Below are 15144 nucleotides of genomic sequence, written 5' to 3' on the forward strand. Positions count from 1 at the left end.
GTGAGGGCGAGCAGTTGCGACAGACGCTCGGCTGGGTTCCCCGGCCGAGCGTCTGTCGTGAGGCAGGTGAGTTCGGCCGCGACGGCGTGAATGCACTCCCGGTGGTGCACCGCAGCCGGCTATCCCTTCGGTGAAATACCGTGCGCCAGAGGCCCGTTGACGCCCTTGGCGCGCTGATCGAGAGGCCCCCGCACCAGGCATTTGCCACTGACAGAAGCAGTGTCTTGCATACTTCCTGTCGGAGGAGTTCGGCGTTCCGGCCGAGCCATGCTGACCGGGGGAATCCAGACATGGGCGGCGCTGTGTCGGACACCGGCGACTTCGGCCGGCGCCTGCACGGTCTGCGGGTCGACGCCGGTATCAGCCAGGAGGAATTGGCGCACGCCGCGGGGGTGAGCGTGCGCGCACTGTCGAACCTGGAACGCGGACGGTCCCGGGGCCCGCAGCGCCGCACCGTGCAGGCCCTGGCAGCCGCGCTGGGCCTGGACGCCCCCACTGCCACGGCGCTGGAACGATCCGCCAGCCTCGGCCGCCCCCGAACCTCCGGCGGGCCGACCACCGAACCGTCCGACGGGCCCGCCCTGCGGCACACACTGACGCTCCCCCGCGACCTCCATGACTTCACCGCTCGCGGCCCCGCTCTGGCCCGGCTGTTGTCACTGGTGGAACGGACCGACCCCGCCCACCCTCCGGTCGCGGTGATCTGCGGACAGCCGGGGCTGGGCAAGACCGCCTTCGCCGTTCACGCCGCCCACACCCTCGCCCCGCACTTCCCGGACGGACAGTTGCACCTCGATCTGCGGGGGATGGCGGCCCAGCCCGCACCTCCCCAGGAAGCCCTGGCCAAACTGCTGGCCGCCCTGGGTGTGGCCGAGCAGATGGTGCCCCGTGATCTGGAGGACCGGGCCGGACTGTTCCGCTCCCTCGCCGCGACCCGACGTCTGTTGCTGTTGCTCGACAACGCGGTCGACGAGAACCAGTTACGCCCTCTGCTCCCGGGGACCGGCACCTGTCTCACCCTCGTCACCAGCCGCAGCAGCCTCACCGCTCTGGAGGCGGTGCACCGGGTGGAACTCTCGCTGTTGCGCCGTGAGGAAGCGGTCGAACTGCTCACCCGCATCGTCGGCGTCGAGCGCGTCTCACACGAGGCGCAGGCCACCCGCGATCTGGCCGACCTGTGCGGGCGCCTGCCGCTGGCCCTGCGCATCGCCGGCCAGCGCCTCGCCGCCCGGCCGCACGAGAGCCTCGGCAAGCTCGCCGCCCAACTCGACCGCGAGGAACGCAGGCTGGACACCCTCCAGGCGGGCGATCTGAGGGTTCGGGCCGCCTTCGCGCTCTCGTACCGACAACTCGACACCCCATCGAGGCTCCTCCTGCGGCGCTGTGCGCTCGCCGCTGGCCCAGACCTCAGCCCCGAGACCGCCGCACTCCTCGCCGGAATCCCGGTCCGCGACGCCGGACTGCGCCTGGAAGAACTCTGCGACCGCGGACTGCTCCAGGCCGATGCAACGGCCGAGCGCTACCGGCTCCATGACCTTCTCAAGCTGTTCGCGGCCGAACAGTCGACCGCCGAGGACGACCCGGCGACCCGGGACGAAGCGCTGGACCGCACCGCCCGCTGGATGCTGGCCCGGGCGACCACGGCCGCGCTCCACTTCGACGCAGAGCGGCACAGCACACCGGCAGGCGACCCCGATCCCGCCACCTCCCCCGCCGGTCGCGACCAGGCCCGCGCCTGGCTGGAAGCCGAGCGGGACCAGTGGCTCGCAGCCCTGCACCACGCCCTCACCGTCGGTCGGTACCGACAGGTCCTCGACGCTGCCGAGGCGATGCACTGGTTCTCCGACCTGACCCAACACTGGCAGCAATGGACCGCCGTGTTCCAACACGGCACCGACGCCGCCCGGGCCCTCGGCAGCCAGCACGAAGAAGCGACGCAACTCAACTACCTCGCCTGGGCCCAGAACAGGTGCGCCCACAACCCCTATGCGGCACTCGAAGCCGCCGACGCCGCGCTCGCCGTGGCGCGTGCCTGCGGGGACCCGCTCCAGACAGGCTGGGCGCTGGGATATGGCGCCGGTGCGCTGCGCCGCCTCGGCCGGACGGACGAAGCCATCGCCCGGCTCCACGCGGCGGCTGCCTGCCACCGCGACAACCCGTCGACCTCGGGCAGACTCGCCGAACTGACCACCCTCAACGCGCTCGGAGAGACCCTGCGCGAACACGGCCGCGCCGATCAGGCACTCGAACACCATCTGTACGGCCTGGAGATCTGCGACCAGGGAATCTCGGGCCAGGCACCCCATCTCCTGGCCCTATTCCACGCCGTCACCCTGCAACACCTCGGCAATGACTATGCAGCTCTCGACAGATGGCAGGAGGCCGAAACTCCCCTGCGAAGGGCATGGGACACCTTCGAGGAGATGGCCATGCCGGGGTGGTCCGGGCCCGCTCAGCTGGAACTCGGACGCGTCCTGCGCCAGCTCGACCGCCTCGGGGAAGCGCGTACGGCACTGGCCGCCGCCTTGCACACGCTCACCGAGCACCACCACCCGCTCCAGAGTGAAGCCGCCGCCGAACTCCACGCCCTGGACCGTGCCCACGGCTGACGCCCGTACCGACGTACGATCCCCGGCCGTGCCCGGGCGGTGAGCACTGTCCGTGGACCACAACAGCCCACAACAGCCCGCAACAACCGGTGACACCGGCACACCCTTGCGCACCGGCGTGCCAGCAACAGGAGCCGTCGGTTCAGTCGGTCCCGGAGACCCTGCGGCGCCACCAGAGCTGGGACAACCCGATCAACAGCAGGCCGAGGATCATCAGCGGAATCTGGACCTCGAAGGGGAGCACCGGTTGCAGCCCGAGTGCCGTACCCAGCAGAAGGGCACCGGCACCCCATATCCCCGGCCGGTGCACGCTTCGGCGCAACCAGGAGAAGGCGATGCGCCCCGTCACCAGGGCCAGCACACCTGCCGCGGCGAACGTCAACGCCAGCGCGAACCTGATCACCAGAAAGACCGTGGCCATACGCCCTCCTCCAGGCGCCTCCGCCGGGCCCCACCGGTGATGTTGTCAGCCGTACAACAGAGCGACAATGCCGGTGGCCGGCAGTGTTCCACCTTCTTGACCACGACGAGTCCGTGCGAGATGTCATACCTATGGGCAGGGCGGGGTACGCGAAGCGGGCCGGGCAGGACGACACGTCACTGCGGCTCGGACACGGCCCACCGCGGCGCCAGTAGCGTGCGGGATCATGAAGAGAACCGCAGTTCTCGGCGCGTTCGCCCTGTCGATCGCGGCCCTCACCATGACCATCGGAGCGCCCGTCAGCGCATCCCCTGCTGAGGGCGAGCGCGCACTGGAGCGGTTTAGGAAGCAGCCCGTCGACTGGACCGCCTGTAGGGACGTCTCGCTTGGCGCGAGCCGCACGCGCTGCGCGCGGATCACCGTCCCGCTCGACTACGGCAGGCCGGGAGGCCGCACGATCGAGATCGCCATCTCTCGGATCACCTCGTCCGATCCGGCTAAGCGGCGCGGCATCCTCCAGACCAACCCGGGCGGGCCCGGGGTCCGGGGCTTGGGCATGCCGCGGGATCTGCGGAGGGTGATGAGCCCCGGGGTGGCGGCGGCGTACGACGTGATCGGTATGGACACCCGCGGGCTCGGCGAGAGCACTCCCGCGGACTGCGGGCTGGATCGCAGCAGCTGGCTCCTGTACGCGCCGGGGGCCGATCGGGCGGGGTTCGACGAGAGCGTGCGGCTCACCCGGGAGGACGCCCGCAGGTGCTGGGACGAGCAAGCCGATCTGCTGCCGTATCTGTCGACCCGCAATACCGCCCGGGACGTGGACATGGTCCGCAGTGTTCTGGGCGAGGCGAAGACCTCGTGGTTCGGGCATTCGTACGGGACGGTCCTGGGCTCCACCTACGCCCAGATGTTCCCGCACCGGGTCGATCGGCTGGTCCTGGACAGTGCACCGGACCCCGCCGAGTACCCGCTGCGGATGGTGCGCCGTACGGGCCTCGCCAATGAGCGGGCGCTCGACGACTTCGCCCGTTGGGTCGCGCCGCGGCACGGTGAGTACGGGCTCGGACGTACACCAGCTGAGGTGCGCGCCGGAGTCGAGGCCATGGTCGTACGGGCGCGGAAGGCACCGATCCACCTCGGTGGACATCGGATGAGCGACCATGAGTTGCCGCTGCTGTTCTACGTCTTGGTGACCGATGACACGGCGGACCCGCAGTTCGCCCAGCTGCTGCGGACCCTGTTGAAGGCGGAAGCGGTCGCGGCCACGGCGGGTGGTAAGCCGATCACCGTACCGCCGTGGCTCCAGAGCACCCTGGACCTGCTGTTCGCGTCCGTGGGTTCCGACCGGGCGGCGGACTACGCGGGCCAGTTGGGAATCGTCTGTGCCGACGCGGCCATGCCCAGCGACCCGGAGCACTACTGGCGAGCCGTGCAGCGCTCCCGTGCATCACAACCGGTGTTCGGACCCATGACCCATGCGCCGCTCCCCTGCGCGTTCTGGCAGGAGCAGCCGCGCGAGTCGCTGACCAGGATCGACAATGAGGTCCCCGCGCTCCAGGTCCAGGCGACCGGGGACTCCCGAACCACCTATGAGTCGGGTCTGCGGATGCACCGGGCGATGCGCGCCTCCCGGCTGGTGACCGTGCCCGTCCGGGCGCACACGCTCTACGGCCACTACCCCAACGACTGCGTCGAAGAGACGGTGAACACCTATCTACTGCGCGGGACACTGCCCGCCCGGGATATCGTCTGTGCCCGCTGAAGCCGCGCGCAACGGCCATCGCTACTGGTCGGAGGGCAGGCGCCACGCTTGCCGGCGGGCGCGGTCCATGTCACGCAAGCGGGTCGCCAGACCGACGAACTCATTCCTGACGTCCTGTGCGTCGCGGCCTTCGAGTAAAGCCTCCGCCAGGCGTGTCACCGGAATGGTGACAAGCACTCCGTGCCGGGCGAAGTACAAGGCGATGTTGCGGATGCGGTAGGTGTCGGCCGTGTCGAGCCAGGCGTACGCGAGTAGGTTCCAGATGCGGCGTCGCGCCCGACCGTTGGCGGCGACATGGGCCAGTGACACGACCTCCAACAGGGTCGATCCTTCGGTTCCGTCGAGCAAGAAGGTGTTGTCGTCCCAGTGATCGAAGATGACGGGGGCCGTGATGCCCCAGGGTGTGCCCGGGGGTGGATCGCCCGCGAGGCGGCGCAACTGCTCCAGTGCACCCGAGGTCTGGAGGCGTTGTGTCAGGGCCAGTGGGTCTGCGATCTCGTCGTCGCCGGCGCCCCGGTGTATGTCCTCAACGCTCGGCACGTCATCGCGGAACACCCTGAACAGCGGGCTTTCGATGCTGTTGTTGCGATTGGCGTACTGGAAGGAGCCGAGGATCCAGCACAGTCTGGCCAAGCCGCGCTCGGGGCCCGGTTCGCCCAGTTGCCCCAGGGTGGAGTGCTCGTGGAAGTAGGCGCGCACCCGGTCGAACAGTTCGCTCAGTATCTGCTCGTCCGGCTGGCCCGGACGCGAGAGATCACGGTGTCTGTGTTCTTGGGTGGTCACCACCAGACCCACCGACGCACCCGCGTCGCGCGCCGTGCGAAGGTCGATCCAGCCACTCGGTGTCGGACGCAGGTCCACGGCCCGTTCACGTCGATCGCCCGTCAGAAGTTCGTGCGTCGGGTATTGAACCGCCTCGGCATCGGCCCACGAGCGGGGAACGAGCCCCGCCCTGACCAGACCGAGCAGAGCCGAGTAGGGGGGTGCGAACTGGATCAAATGAGCCATGCGATGGGTGAAAGCGCGGCCGGCCTGGCTCCAATGGTGCTTGGGAACAGGCCCCTCAGGACGGACGACCTCACCGTCACGGACCTGTTGGACCAGGTACCGTGCCACCTCCTCCGACCCGGTCAGTCGCGTCTCGCACCAATCGCCCAACTCGCCATGATAAAGATGTGAGGTAACCGACACGCGGTAATTGTACGGTGATGCCCCGTTGTTCCGAAGGGCGTTCTCCGACACAACTACCCACTCCTGTACGGAAGTTACCGCGGAAGCATGCGGTGAGGTGTCTCTTCCTGAGCGAGCGGCGATCGTTCGGTCCGAGGGGCGTCGTGGCGACCGGCGCACACTCCGGCCGGCGTCTTCGGAACGCTGCGGCCCGGGCGGCCCGGACCTGCGTCACCGTACGGTGATCGCCGCAGGCAGGATGGTGCCGTGGCGGGTGTCGCCACGCAATTGTTGGGGGCCCCGCATGGCTGAGCACTATCCGTACCGGATCATCACCAAGAGTGGGGACCTCTTCGTCGTCTGGCAGCCCGGAGCGGGCGACGACCCCAATGAACTCGCCGTCGACGAGCACGGGCGGCTGCTGGTGTTCGAAGACCTCCAGTCCTTGGAGGAGCAGGGCGAACGCAGCCGATGGACGCTGATCAGCGAGGAGGACGACTCTCTCGATCTGTCCCTCGTCCGGGAGTGGGTCTGGCAACCGCGGCTTCGCTCGGCGTCCCCCGGGCTGTTGCTGGATGCGTGGAACTTCCTCGAAGACCTCTCCCACACGCTGGAGGACCGTTCGTCACTGCCCGCACAGGGACCGGTGCACGACAGTGCGTACGAGAAGTTCTACGAGGGCGATCCACTGGCATCGGACGGCAGCGAGGAAGCCTGGACGGAAGAGGAGACCGCCGCGGTGAATGAACTTCTGCGGGCGGGGCTGGACCTGTGGGAGCAGGCGGTTTCCGTGTCCGGGACACACGGGTAACGGTCGACGCCGCGACCCGCGAGCAGCGGCCCATTCCTCGTTCCCAGTCCTAGTCCCAGTCCGACGACGGCCCGGGGACGGGCCTCGTCGAGGGGCCGGGGAACACCCTCTTCGCAGCGCTGAGTGGTGGGGCGGTGGGCCCACCGGTCCGTCCCGCCCCACGCCGCCCACGCACCTCTGGTCCGCGGCACGCGGCGCACACCGCGATCTCGGGAATCCAGGTCCGACGCGCACACTTCTCCCCCGGCGAGGTCAGCGAAAACAGCGCTATTGCCCTTCAGGTTCGAGAGACTGACGTTTTCATGTGTCTTGGGGGGCTGAGTGGCCCTGTGGGGAGGCGAGGGGCGAGATGAGTCGTCGCTCTAGCGGGTTGATCGGAGCCTGGGCAGAGGCGCAGAGGCGGCAGCAGCGGGAAGCGGAGGCCCACTACCGCGCCACGATTCGGGCACAGCGCGAGCAGGAGCGCCAACAGCGGGTCTACCAACGGGATATGGCCCGGATGCACCGGGAGCAGCAGGCCGCCTACAAGCAGCGGCGGGAGGCGGATGCGAGGGCGCGGACGGCCGAGTTGGAGGCGCGGGTCGCGGAGCTGACCGGTCTGCTGGCCACCGGATGCCGTGGGGAGGCGTTCCGTACCGCGATGCTGACGCGCCAGGAGGAGATCGAGCCCTTCTCACCGGGGCAGTTGGTGCATCCCGTGCCGATGCCGGATCCCAACAACTACCGTGCGCAGGGCGGCTGGACGGCGTCCCGACGGGCCGCGGCCGAGCAGGAGGCGCAGACGCGCTACCGGCACGATCTGGGGTTGGCCCAGGCCGCGGAGTCCGAGCGGGTACGGCAGTTGGCGGAGTACCGGAGCCAGTACGACGCCTGGGCGCGGGCCCGCCGCACGGAGATCCAGCACCACAACGACGGTATCGCCGGAATGGTGAACGCGCTCCGCGCCGGGGACCCGGAGACGGTGGTGGAGTACTTCTCGGCCGCGCTGTACGCGTCGACGACCTGGCCCGAGGGGTTGCCGCGGCAGGTGATGGCGGCCTTCGACCGGGCGGCCCGGCAGTTGGTCCTCAACTGGGAGCTGCCCGGCTTCGATGTGGTGCCCGAGGCCAAGTCGGTTCGCTATGTGGTCTCCTCGGACCAGGAGAAGGAGAGCCCCCGGCCGGTGGGACAGCGCAGGGCGCTCTACCGGGACGTGGTCGCGCAGTGTGTGCTGCTGGCCCTTCGGGACCTCTTCGCGGCGGACGAGTTCGGGGTGTTGGACTCGGTGGCGCTCAACGGGTTCGTCGATGACGTGGACCCGGCGACCGGGCAGCGCAAGGACATCGTGCTGAGCACGGTGTCGGTGTCACGTGGTGACTTCGGTCGGCTGAACCTGGGGCAGGTGGGTGCGGTCGAGTGTCTGGAGGGGATGCGGGGGCAACTGTCCGCCAAGCCCGACCAGCGGGTGGCGGTACGGCCGGGGCGGGTGCCCGAAGACGTCGGCGGCGGGGTCGTGTCCCATGGCGGCGACGAGGACCCGGACCTCTTGGAGATGGACCCGGTGGGCTTCGAAGGGCTGGTCGCCGAGTTGTTCCGGGCCCGCGGCATGCAGGCCGTCACCACCCAGCGGTCCAACGACGGCGGTGTCGACGTGGAGGCGTACGATCCGGACCCGATCAGCGGCGGTCGGATCATCGTGCAGGTCAAGCGGTACCGCAACACCGTGCCGCCCAGTGCCGTGCGGGACCTCTACGGGACGGTGCAGGGTTCGGGCGCCAACAAGGGCGTGCTGGTGACCACGTCCGGGTTCGGGCCGGGCTCGTACACCTTCGCCAACGGCAAGCCGTTGACCCTGGTGACCGGGGAGGAGTTGGTGGACCTCCTGGGTCGGCACGGCCTGCGCGGACGGCTCGGTACGGGAACGGTGCCGCCGCAGCGGACGGCTCCGCCTGCGGCGCAGGAGGAGGAAGCCAATCTGCTGGGGATGACCTGGGCAGGCTCGGTGGCGCTGGACGTGTGTGCGCTGGTGTGTCGCGGTAGCCGGGTGTTGAGCGACGACCACTTCGTCTTCTTCAACAACGAGCGGACTCCGGACGGTTCCGTTCGGTCGGTGGCGGCGACCGCGACCGGCGACAAGGCGGCCCTCCGGGTGGCGTTCGACGATCTGCCGGCGCAGGCCGACCGGCTGGTGATCGCGGCGGCCGTGGACCCCGAGGTGAATCCGAGGGCCGACCTTGCGGGATTCACCCGGGCGGGGATCGTGCTGCGGGATGTGGCGGGCCAGGAGTTGGACCGGCTGACGGTGTCGGACGGACGACCGGGAGAGACCGCGTTGGTCCTCGGTTCGTTCCGTCGGCGTGCGGGCGGCGACTGGGAGTTCGTGGTGGGCGGCAAGGGCTATCCGGGCGGCCTGGAGGCACTCGTACAGGACCACGGCATCGACGTGGCCTAGCTACGGGCTGCCCATCCAGGGGGGTGGGGGTGTTCGCTCCGCGGGGAGCGGGCGGGCACCCCGTCGGCCCGGGCGCACCCGCCCATAGCTCCCCGAGCACCCGCCCATGTTGTCGATACCATCAACGCCATCACCATCAACACTGACCTTGCTGATTCGGTGAAGCTTTTCCGATATCCAGCTGCATGAATGAACGAGAACCTTCAAGAGGGATACGGATGGGCAAGCGGGGACTGCGGCCGGTGGATCTGGCGCGCGAACACGGACTGTCCACCCAGGCGGTCCGGAACTACGAGGACGAAGGCATCCTGCCGCCAGCCGAACGCACCGCGCACGGCTATCGGATCTACACCCGACTGCATGCCCAGGCGCTGCGCACCTTCATCGCTCTCATCCCCGGCCACGGCCATCAGCAGGCCGCCCAGATCCTGCGGGAACTCAACGACGGCGACCTCGATGCGGCCCTCACCCTGATCGACGACACCCACGGCCAACTCCGCCAGGACCGTACGACGCTCGCCGCGGTCGAAGCCGCCCTGGTCGATCTGACCTCGACCGATCCCCCTTCCGATCTCCCTTCCGGTCCCACGCACGGCCCCGAGGGCACGGACAGCTTCATCGGTCCGCTCGCCCGGCAGTTGAGCGTCCGGCCGGCGACCCTGCGCGCCTGGGAGCGGGTCGGGCTGGTCCGCCCGAGCCGGGACCGGGCCACCGGCTACCGCACCTACACGGCGTCCGATGTGCGCGATGCCCACCTCGTACGGCAACTGCGTCGCGGAGGCTATCCGCTGGAGCACATCGCACCCCTGCTGGAGCAGGTGCGCAACGCCGGTGGTGTGGAAGCCCTGGAGGTCGCCCTCCACGACTGGCACAAGCGGCTCACCCGGCGTCGGCTGGCGCTGCTCACCTCCGCGGCGGAACTCTCCGCCTATGTCGAACTCGCGGGGCCGTTCCCGGGCTCACCGCCCGAGCGGGCACCCGACGAGGAACCGAACACCTGAACAACCACGTCCCCAGGCGTATCGCCGTCGTCCACCGTGGGAGGGGCCCGGATGTGGTTGGCCGTTCTGGGCCTGGTCTTCGCCGCCGTACCACCGATCGCCTGGTGGCGACTGGCGCGTACCCGACTGATCGGATGGGCCGTCTCCGTACCCCTGCTCATGGGTGCCGCGGTGCTGATCGCCGTCCAACACGGCTGGGTCATCGGCCACCGCGCCGATGCCCATCTCGTCTACGCCGTCGCCAGCACCGCGCTCATCGTCTGCGGATGCGCCTGGGAGCGCCATCAGGAGGGGCCAGGGTCGAGGGCTTGGACCCATCGCCGCAACGGGGCGATCGGCCTGCTCGGAACCCTGCTCGCCGTCACGGGCGCGGGCTCCTTGCTGTACGCCCTGCTGATGACCGAGGCGTCCATGCCATCGGCCCGTGCCGTGCCCCCACTCCCTGCGGGCCTCACCGTGCTGTCCGAGTCGAGCAGCTGTGGCTCGGGGAACTGCTACCGGCTGTTGGAGATCGGCAGTACGAACGGGCTCTCCCGGGACGAGATCGTCCGCACCCTGGATCGGCCGCGGGAAACCTGCCGTCCCAACGGCTGGCTGCTGGACCGGCGCGACCTCTGCATCGGAGTGGACGACTCACAGGATCCCCGGGGCCGGGTGCTCCTCTATGTCTCCCTCAGCAATCTGCTGGACTGATCGGGCGCTACGCGGCGACCGCGGCGGACAGCGGGCAGATCGGCGCCCGCCCCAGCAGCTCCCGTAGATCGCCGCCGGTGTCCGCGAGCATTCCGGCGGCGATGGCCGAGTAGGTGCCCACGAGCATCGGCACCTGGAACGGTTCGACGGCGGATGCGGCGATGACCGCCCGGGCCTCAGCGAGTGTCGTCGGCGCGTAGCTGATGTGCGGGCCGTGGGCAGCGGCCAGTTGGGCACCGCTCACAGCACGTTCACCGACGAGTTCATACGTCTTTCCCACGTGTGCCGTTGCGTTCACCACCACCTTGGCCGCCGCTTCGGCGAGGTCGGCCCGGGCGACGGCGGCCAGTGCTCCCGTACCGAGCGGAGCGGTGATCCGTCCGTCCGGGGACGGTGTCGCGAGGGCGCCCAGCAGTTCGGCGTACAGACCGTTGCGCAGGACGGTCCAGTCCATGCCGCTCTCCCGCAGCCGGCGTTCGGTCCAGCGGTGGGGCAGCGCATACGGAAGGTGGTCGCCCGCGGCCGTCAGACTCGTATAGACCACCTGTCCCACGCCTGCCTTCTCGGCGGCGTCGATCGCGGCGCCGTGGCGGGCCAGGACGGTGTCGTCCTCGCCGAAGCCGGCCGAGATCATCAGCAGGACGTCCACCCCGGCGAAGCCCCAGGCCAGGGAGTCTTCGTCGTCGAAGTCGATACGGCGGACCGGGAGGGCGGTCGCGGTCCGGGCGGGATCGCGGGTGCCGAGTACCGTGTCACACCGGCCCGCCAACTGCCCCGCCACGAGGGCGCCCAGAGCTCCGTTGGCACCAGTGACCAAGATCATTGCTTCTCCGATGGTTGGAGGTTCTCTTCAGTAACCTGGAACATCCTGCGGGGATGTTCGAGGGAACATAAGGAGGCACTTCGATGTCAGTGGGGCACACGGAGGTAACCGGCGAACCGGTGGTCAGCTGCGGCGACGAGCACGAGGACTGCGGAATCCGCGATGTCCTCGACCGCATCGGGGACAAGTGGTCGGTCCTCGCCGTGGTGGAACTGGCCCAGGGCGTACGCCGATTCCGACAGCTCCAACGTGCCGTACCCGGCATCTCCCAACGGATGCTGACCCTCACCCTGCGGCGGTTGGAACGGGACGGATTGGTGGCCCGCACGGTGTATCCGACGGTTCCCGCGCAGGTGGAGTACGAGCTCACCGCGACCGGTCACAGCCTCACCCATCTGGTGAAGGCCCTCGCGGACTGGTCTGCGCAGCACCGGGACTCCATCGCGCTCTCACGTCGGGAGTGGGACGCGCAGCACCCCGAATCCACCATTCGATAGGCCGTGTCCGGGTCGGGGATTCGGTGGCAGTGGGACAGTCCTCTGTCAGTGGGCACGGCCTAGGATCGGCGGATGCATCGGATATGGGTGGGGGCGGCGATCAACGCCGTGACCGTGGCCGTCCTCGGTTGGGCGGCGGCCGGCGCGGTGGAGTTGGGCTGTGGAACCTCCCTGCCCGACGAGTGCACTGTGCCGGACGAGGGCCGCGGGTACTTCGGGGCCGTCATGATCTCCTTCCTGGTTCTGTGCACCAGCTTCTACCGCAAGGGATACGCCCGGGACTGGAAGGGCATGTTGGGGCTGACGGTCGGGGCACCGGTCGGCATCGTGGCCGCCCTCGCCCAGGGCACGTCACAGGGGTTTCTCCTGCTCTGCGCGGCCCTGATCTTCGTCGGTACGTTCATCCCCTGGGCGGCGTGGCGGCACCAGGTCGGTCAGCATCGACGGGCGGAGCAGGACATCTGATCGCCAGGGCCGCGATCACTCTGCCCGGCACCACACGAGATCCCGGGCGGTACACGGGCCCCAGGAGACCTGAGAGTCCCGGGTGGTACACGAGTCCCGGGTGGTACGAGAGGACGGATGCATGGCGCTGGACCCCACACTCCTCGTGGCCCGGCTGTTCGAGCAGATCGCCGCGGAAAACTTCGACTTCACGGTCACGGCGAGCGACAGCGAGGACGACTCCCGGTGGCTGCAACTGCGGGGCAACTCGATCAACCTCCCCTACCCGTACGCCGATGAGCCCCAAGGGGTGCTCTCCGCGTTCGATGTGTTCGGGAGCGTGTCGTGGTCGGTGGAGAGTTGGCAGCCGAACGGGTACGTGACCATCGACTGGGGGCCGCCGGAGACCGGCGCACTGGCGTTGAATGAGAACGACGACCACGAGTACGAGGACGAACAGGGCGAGCAGGCCATCCTCGCGACCGTGGTCGGCCGATTGGCAACGAACTACCTCCGGCTGCCGATCGACTCCGGGCGTTGGACGGTCAAGGAGGGGTGAGCCACCGGGTGCGCGGGCTCATCGGGGCCTCACCGGGGACCTCACCGGGGCCGTTTCGCCAAGCCCACCCGGTAGCGCTCCAGCACACCGATAAGCAGACCGGCCACGGCCGTCAGACCGAACAGAGCGGACTCGTCGGCGCTGGCAAGGTCATCGGTCATGATGCGGAACGTCACCAACACGACGACCAGCGCGAACAGCGCGAGTTGCACCCTGCGCAGGGCCCTGGCACGTCGGATGCGGTCGTCGGGCTCGCTCTGGCCTCGGTGCACCGGGTCTCCTTCACACAGGTTCCGTACCGCGTTCCGTACCGCAACCGTACGGGAGGGCGGCCGGGCCGTGGGCACCGAGACCGCCCGATGCCACACCCCCCTTCACGGCAGCCCCGTCACAACAGCCCCGTCACAGCAGCCCCCATGCGCCTACAGCAGTCCGGCGGCGTTCAGCAGGTAGTCGGCCATCGGATCGTAGAACCGCGGATCCATCACATGGTCGTCGAGCGGGATCGTCACCTGAAGGGTGCCCTCAGCCTCACCGATGAAGAGGGCGGGGTCATTGCAGTCGGCGTACCCCACCGCGTCGAGCCCGCGTTGACCCGCGCAGCCGGCCCAGCCGTGGTCCGCCACGACCAGATCGGGCTGAGGTCTGCCCTCGTACTCCAACGCGTCCAAGATGGCGGCCATTGGCGCGGGCGAGTGGGTGTGCCAGAGCGTCGCCCCGCTCTCGAACATGGCCACGTCGGCGAACTGGAACACCATGCCCTCGTCCGCCCGCACTCCCCCGGGGATGCGCACGATCTCGCAGCCGGCGGCCCGCAGGGCGTCCGCGGTCTGTCGGTGGACGTCGAGCAGACCACCGGGGTGGCCGGTGGCGAACAACACCCGCTCCCGGCCGGCCGCGGCCTTGCGGAGTCGAGCGGCGAAGCGGTCAAGGGCGTCGACGGTGAGCTGTGGGTCGATGGTGTCCTGGCCGCTGCGGTGCTGGGGGTCGTCGTTGACCCCGCACCGCTCGGCCATCACCGCGAGGACGTCCTGCTCGTCCGTCCAGCGGTCACCGAGTTCCAGTCCGAGCCAGTAGTGGCGATCGCCGTTGGCAAGGAGACGGTAGTGGGAGAGGTTGTTGTCGCGGGGGGTCGCGACGTTCCCTGCGATACGGGTGCGGACGAGGTGTTCGACGAGGGCGGCACGGCTCGGTATCGACATGGACCCATTGTGCCGTCAGACCCCGGCTGACACGCCCCCATGGCTGCGGCTGCGGCATTGATCACTGTGCCGGTGCGCCCGCGGCCCGTCGGGCGTAACAGCCGAGGGCGCCCCTCAGGGCGTGAGGGCGGCGAAGGCTCCGTGCGCCAGGCGGCGCAGCAGCGATTCCGTCGCGGCACGCCCCAGGAGCCCATCACCGTACGACCCGAGGTGCGGGGTGGAGTTCAGCAGGCCGAACACGGCGTGGACGGCGGCCCTGGCCTCGGCCTCCTCGATCTGCGGGTGCAGTTCCCGTACGGCGGCCACCCAGAGCTCCACGTACTGCCGCTGGAGCTGGCGCACCAGCTTGCGGTCGCGCTCCCGGAGTCGATCAAGCTCCCGGTCGTGGAGGGTGATCAGGGGGCGGTCGTCGAGGGCGAAGTCGATATGGCCGTCGATGAGCGATGCGAGGAGCGCCGCCGCGTCGGTGGTCGACTCCTCGACCCGCAGCCGCCCACCGCTCAGGAGTCGCTCGCTGATGCCCACGAGGAGTTCGGCGAGCATGGCGTCCTTGCCCGCGAAGTGGCGGTAGAGGCCGGGGCCGCTGATGCCGACGGCCGCCCCTATCTCGTCGACGCCGACGCCGTGGAAGCCGCGCTCCGCGAAGAGGCGGGCGGCTTCCTTGAGGATCTGCTCTCGGCGGGTCGTGGCATCCGTCCTGGTGCTCATGCATCAGATTCTA

At 69.3% G+C, this 15144-nt stretch carries 15 protein-coding genes; 9 read left to right on the forward strand and 6 right to left on the reverse strand.

All coding sequences use genetic code 11. The features are described from left to right. The first annotated feature begins 290 nt into the window (after window positions 1-290). On the forward strand, window positions 291-2609 hold the full coding sequence (locus tag OID54_RS14395; RefSeq protein WP_329019292.1) for a helix-turn-helix transcriptional regulator: 2319 nt from the start codon (window positions 291-293) through the stop codon (window positions 2607-2609). 142 nt (window positions 2610-2751) lie between these two features. Here the strand turns inward: OID54_RS14395 and OID54_RS14400 are convergent, their stop codons facing one another. Then, on the reverse strand, window positions 2752-3030 hold the full coding sequence (locus tag OID54_RS14400) for a hypothetical protein (RefSeq protein ID WP_329019295.1): 279 nt from the start codon (window positions 3028-3030) through the stop codon (window positions 2752-2754). A gap of 226 nt (window positions 3031-3256) precedes the next feature. On the opposite strand from OID54_RS14400, the gene OID54_RS14405 reads away from it, so the two are divergent. After that, the gene (locus OID54_RS14405; protein ID WP_329019297.1) at window positions 3257-4792 is read left to right on the forward strand and encodes an alpha/beta hydrolase; all 1536 of its coding nucleotides are present in this window, start codon (window positions 3257-3259) and stop codon (window positions 4790-4792) included. Window positions 4793-4813: 21 nt separating this feature from the next. On the opposite strand, the gene OID54_RS14410 is transcribed toward OID54_RS14405, so the two are convergent. Next, a complete protein-coding gene (locus OID54_RS14410) occupies window positions 4814-5800 on the reverse strand; it encodes a hypothetical protein (RefSeq protein WP_329019301.1) in 987 nt (328 codons plus the stop codon). A gap of 466 nt (window positions 5801-6266) precedes the next feature. Here OID54_RS14410 and OID54_RS14415 point away from each other — a divergent pair, with 466 nt between their 5' ends. From OID54_RS14415 to OID54_RS14430, 4 genes are all read left to right on the forward strand, one after another. After that, a complete protein-coding gene (locus OID54_RS14415; RefSeq protein WP_329019304.1) occupies window positions 6267-6773 on the forward strand; it encodes a hypothetical protein in 507 nt (168 codons plus the stop codon). 349 nt (window positions 6774-7122) lie between these two features. After that, window positions 7123-9204, forward strand: a complete 2082-nt coding sequence (locus tag OID54_RS14420; protein WP_329019306.1) for a restriction endonuclease — start codon at window positions 7123-7125, stop codon at window positions 9202-9204. A 218-nt stretch (window positions 9205-9422) separates the two neighbouring features. Beyond that, a complete protein-coding gene (locus OID54_RS14425) occupies window positions 9423-10205 on the forward strand; it encodes a MerR family transcriptional regulator (protein ID WP_329019309.1) in 783 nt (260 codons plus the stop codon). 51 nt (window positions 10206-10256) lie between these two features. After that, window positions 10257-10898: a hypothetical protein gene (locus OID54_RS14430; protein WP_329019312.1), complete on the forward strand. Its 642-nt coding sequence runs from the start codon at window positions 10257-10259 to the stop codon at window positions 10896-10898. Between the two features lie 7 nt (window positions 10899-10905). Here OID54_RS14430 and OID54_RS14435 read toward each other — a convergent pair whose 3' ends face one another. After that, on the reverse strand, window positions 10906-11721 hold the full coding sequence (locus tag OID54_RS14435) for an NAD(P)H-binding protein (RefSeq protein WP_329019315.1): 816 nt from the start codon (window positions 11719-11721) through the stop codon (window positions 10906-10908). 83 nt (window positions 11722-11804) lie between these two features. On the opposite strand from OID54_RS14435, the gene OID54_RS14440 reads away from it, so the two are divergent. The 3 genes from OID54_RS14440 (at window position 11805) to OID54_RS14450 (ending at window position 13221) form a co-directional block, all read left to right on the forward strand. After that, the gene (locus OID54_RS14440) at window positions 11805-12218 is read left to right on the forward strand and encodes a winged helix-turn-helix transcriptional regulator (RefSeq protein WP_329019318.1); all 414 of its coding nucleotides are present in this window, start codon (window positions 11805-11807) and stop codon (window positions 12216-12218) included. Window positions 12219-12290: 72 nt separating this feature from the next. After that, entirely contained in the window at window positions 12291-12683 is a 393-nt protein-coding gene (locus OID54_RS14445; protein ID WP_329019321.1) for a hypothetical protein, read from the forward strand. A 121-nt stretch (window positions 12684-12804) separates the two neighbouring features. Then, a complete protein-coding gene (locus OID54_RS14450; RefSeq protein ID WP_329019324.1) occupies window positions 12805-13221 on the forward strand; it encodes a hypothetical protein in 417 nt (138 codons plus the stop codon). Window positions 13222-13262: 41 nt separating this feature from the next. Here OID54_RS14450 and OID54_RS14455 read toward each other — a convergent pair whose 3' ends face one another. The 3 genes from OID54_RS14455 to OID54_RS14465 all read right to left on the reverse strand — a co-directional run bounded on the left by OID54_RS14455 (window position 13263) and on the right by OID54_RS14465 (window position 15131). Continuing rightward, window positions 13263-13493, reverse strand: coding sequence for a hypothetical protein (locus OID54_RS14455; protein ID WP_329019326.1), 231 nt, complete (start codon window positions 13491-13493; stop codon window positions 13263-13265). Between the two features lie 150 nt (window positions 13494-13643). Then, a complete protein-coding gene (locus tag OID54_RS14460) occupies window positions 13644-14423 on the reverse strand; it encodes a phosphatase (RefSeq protein ID WP_329019329.1) in 780 nt (259 codons plus the stop codon). A gap of 114 nt (window positions 14424-14537) precedes the next feature. Continuing rightward, window positions 14538-15131, reverse strand: a complete 594-nt coding sequence (locus OID54_RS14465) for an SACE_7040 family transcriptional regulator (protein WP_329019332.1) — start codon at window positions 15129-15131, stop codon at window positions 14538-14540. Window positions 15132-15144 lie beyond the last annotated feature (13 nt).

Origin of the sequence: Streptomyces sp. NBC_00690 (assembly GCF_036226685.1) — a bacterium.
Taxonomy (GTDB): domain Bacteria; phylum Actinomycetota; class Actinomycetes; order Streptomycetales; family Streptomycetaceae; genus Streptomyces.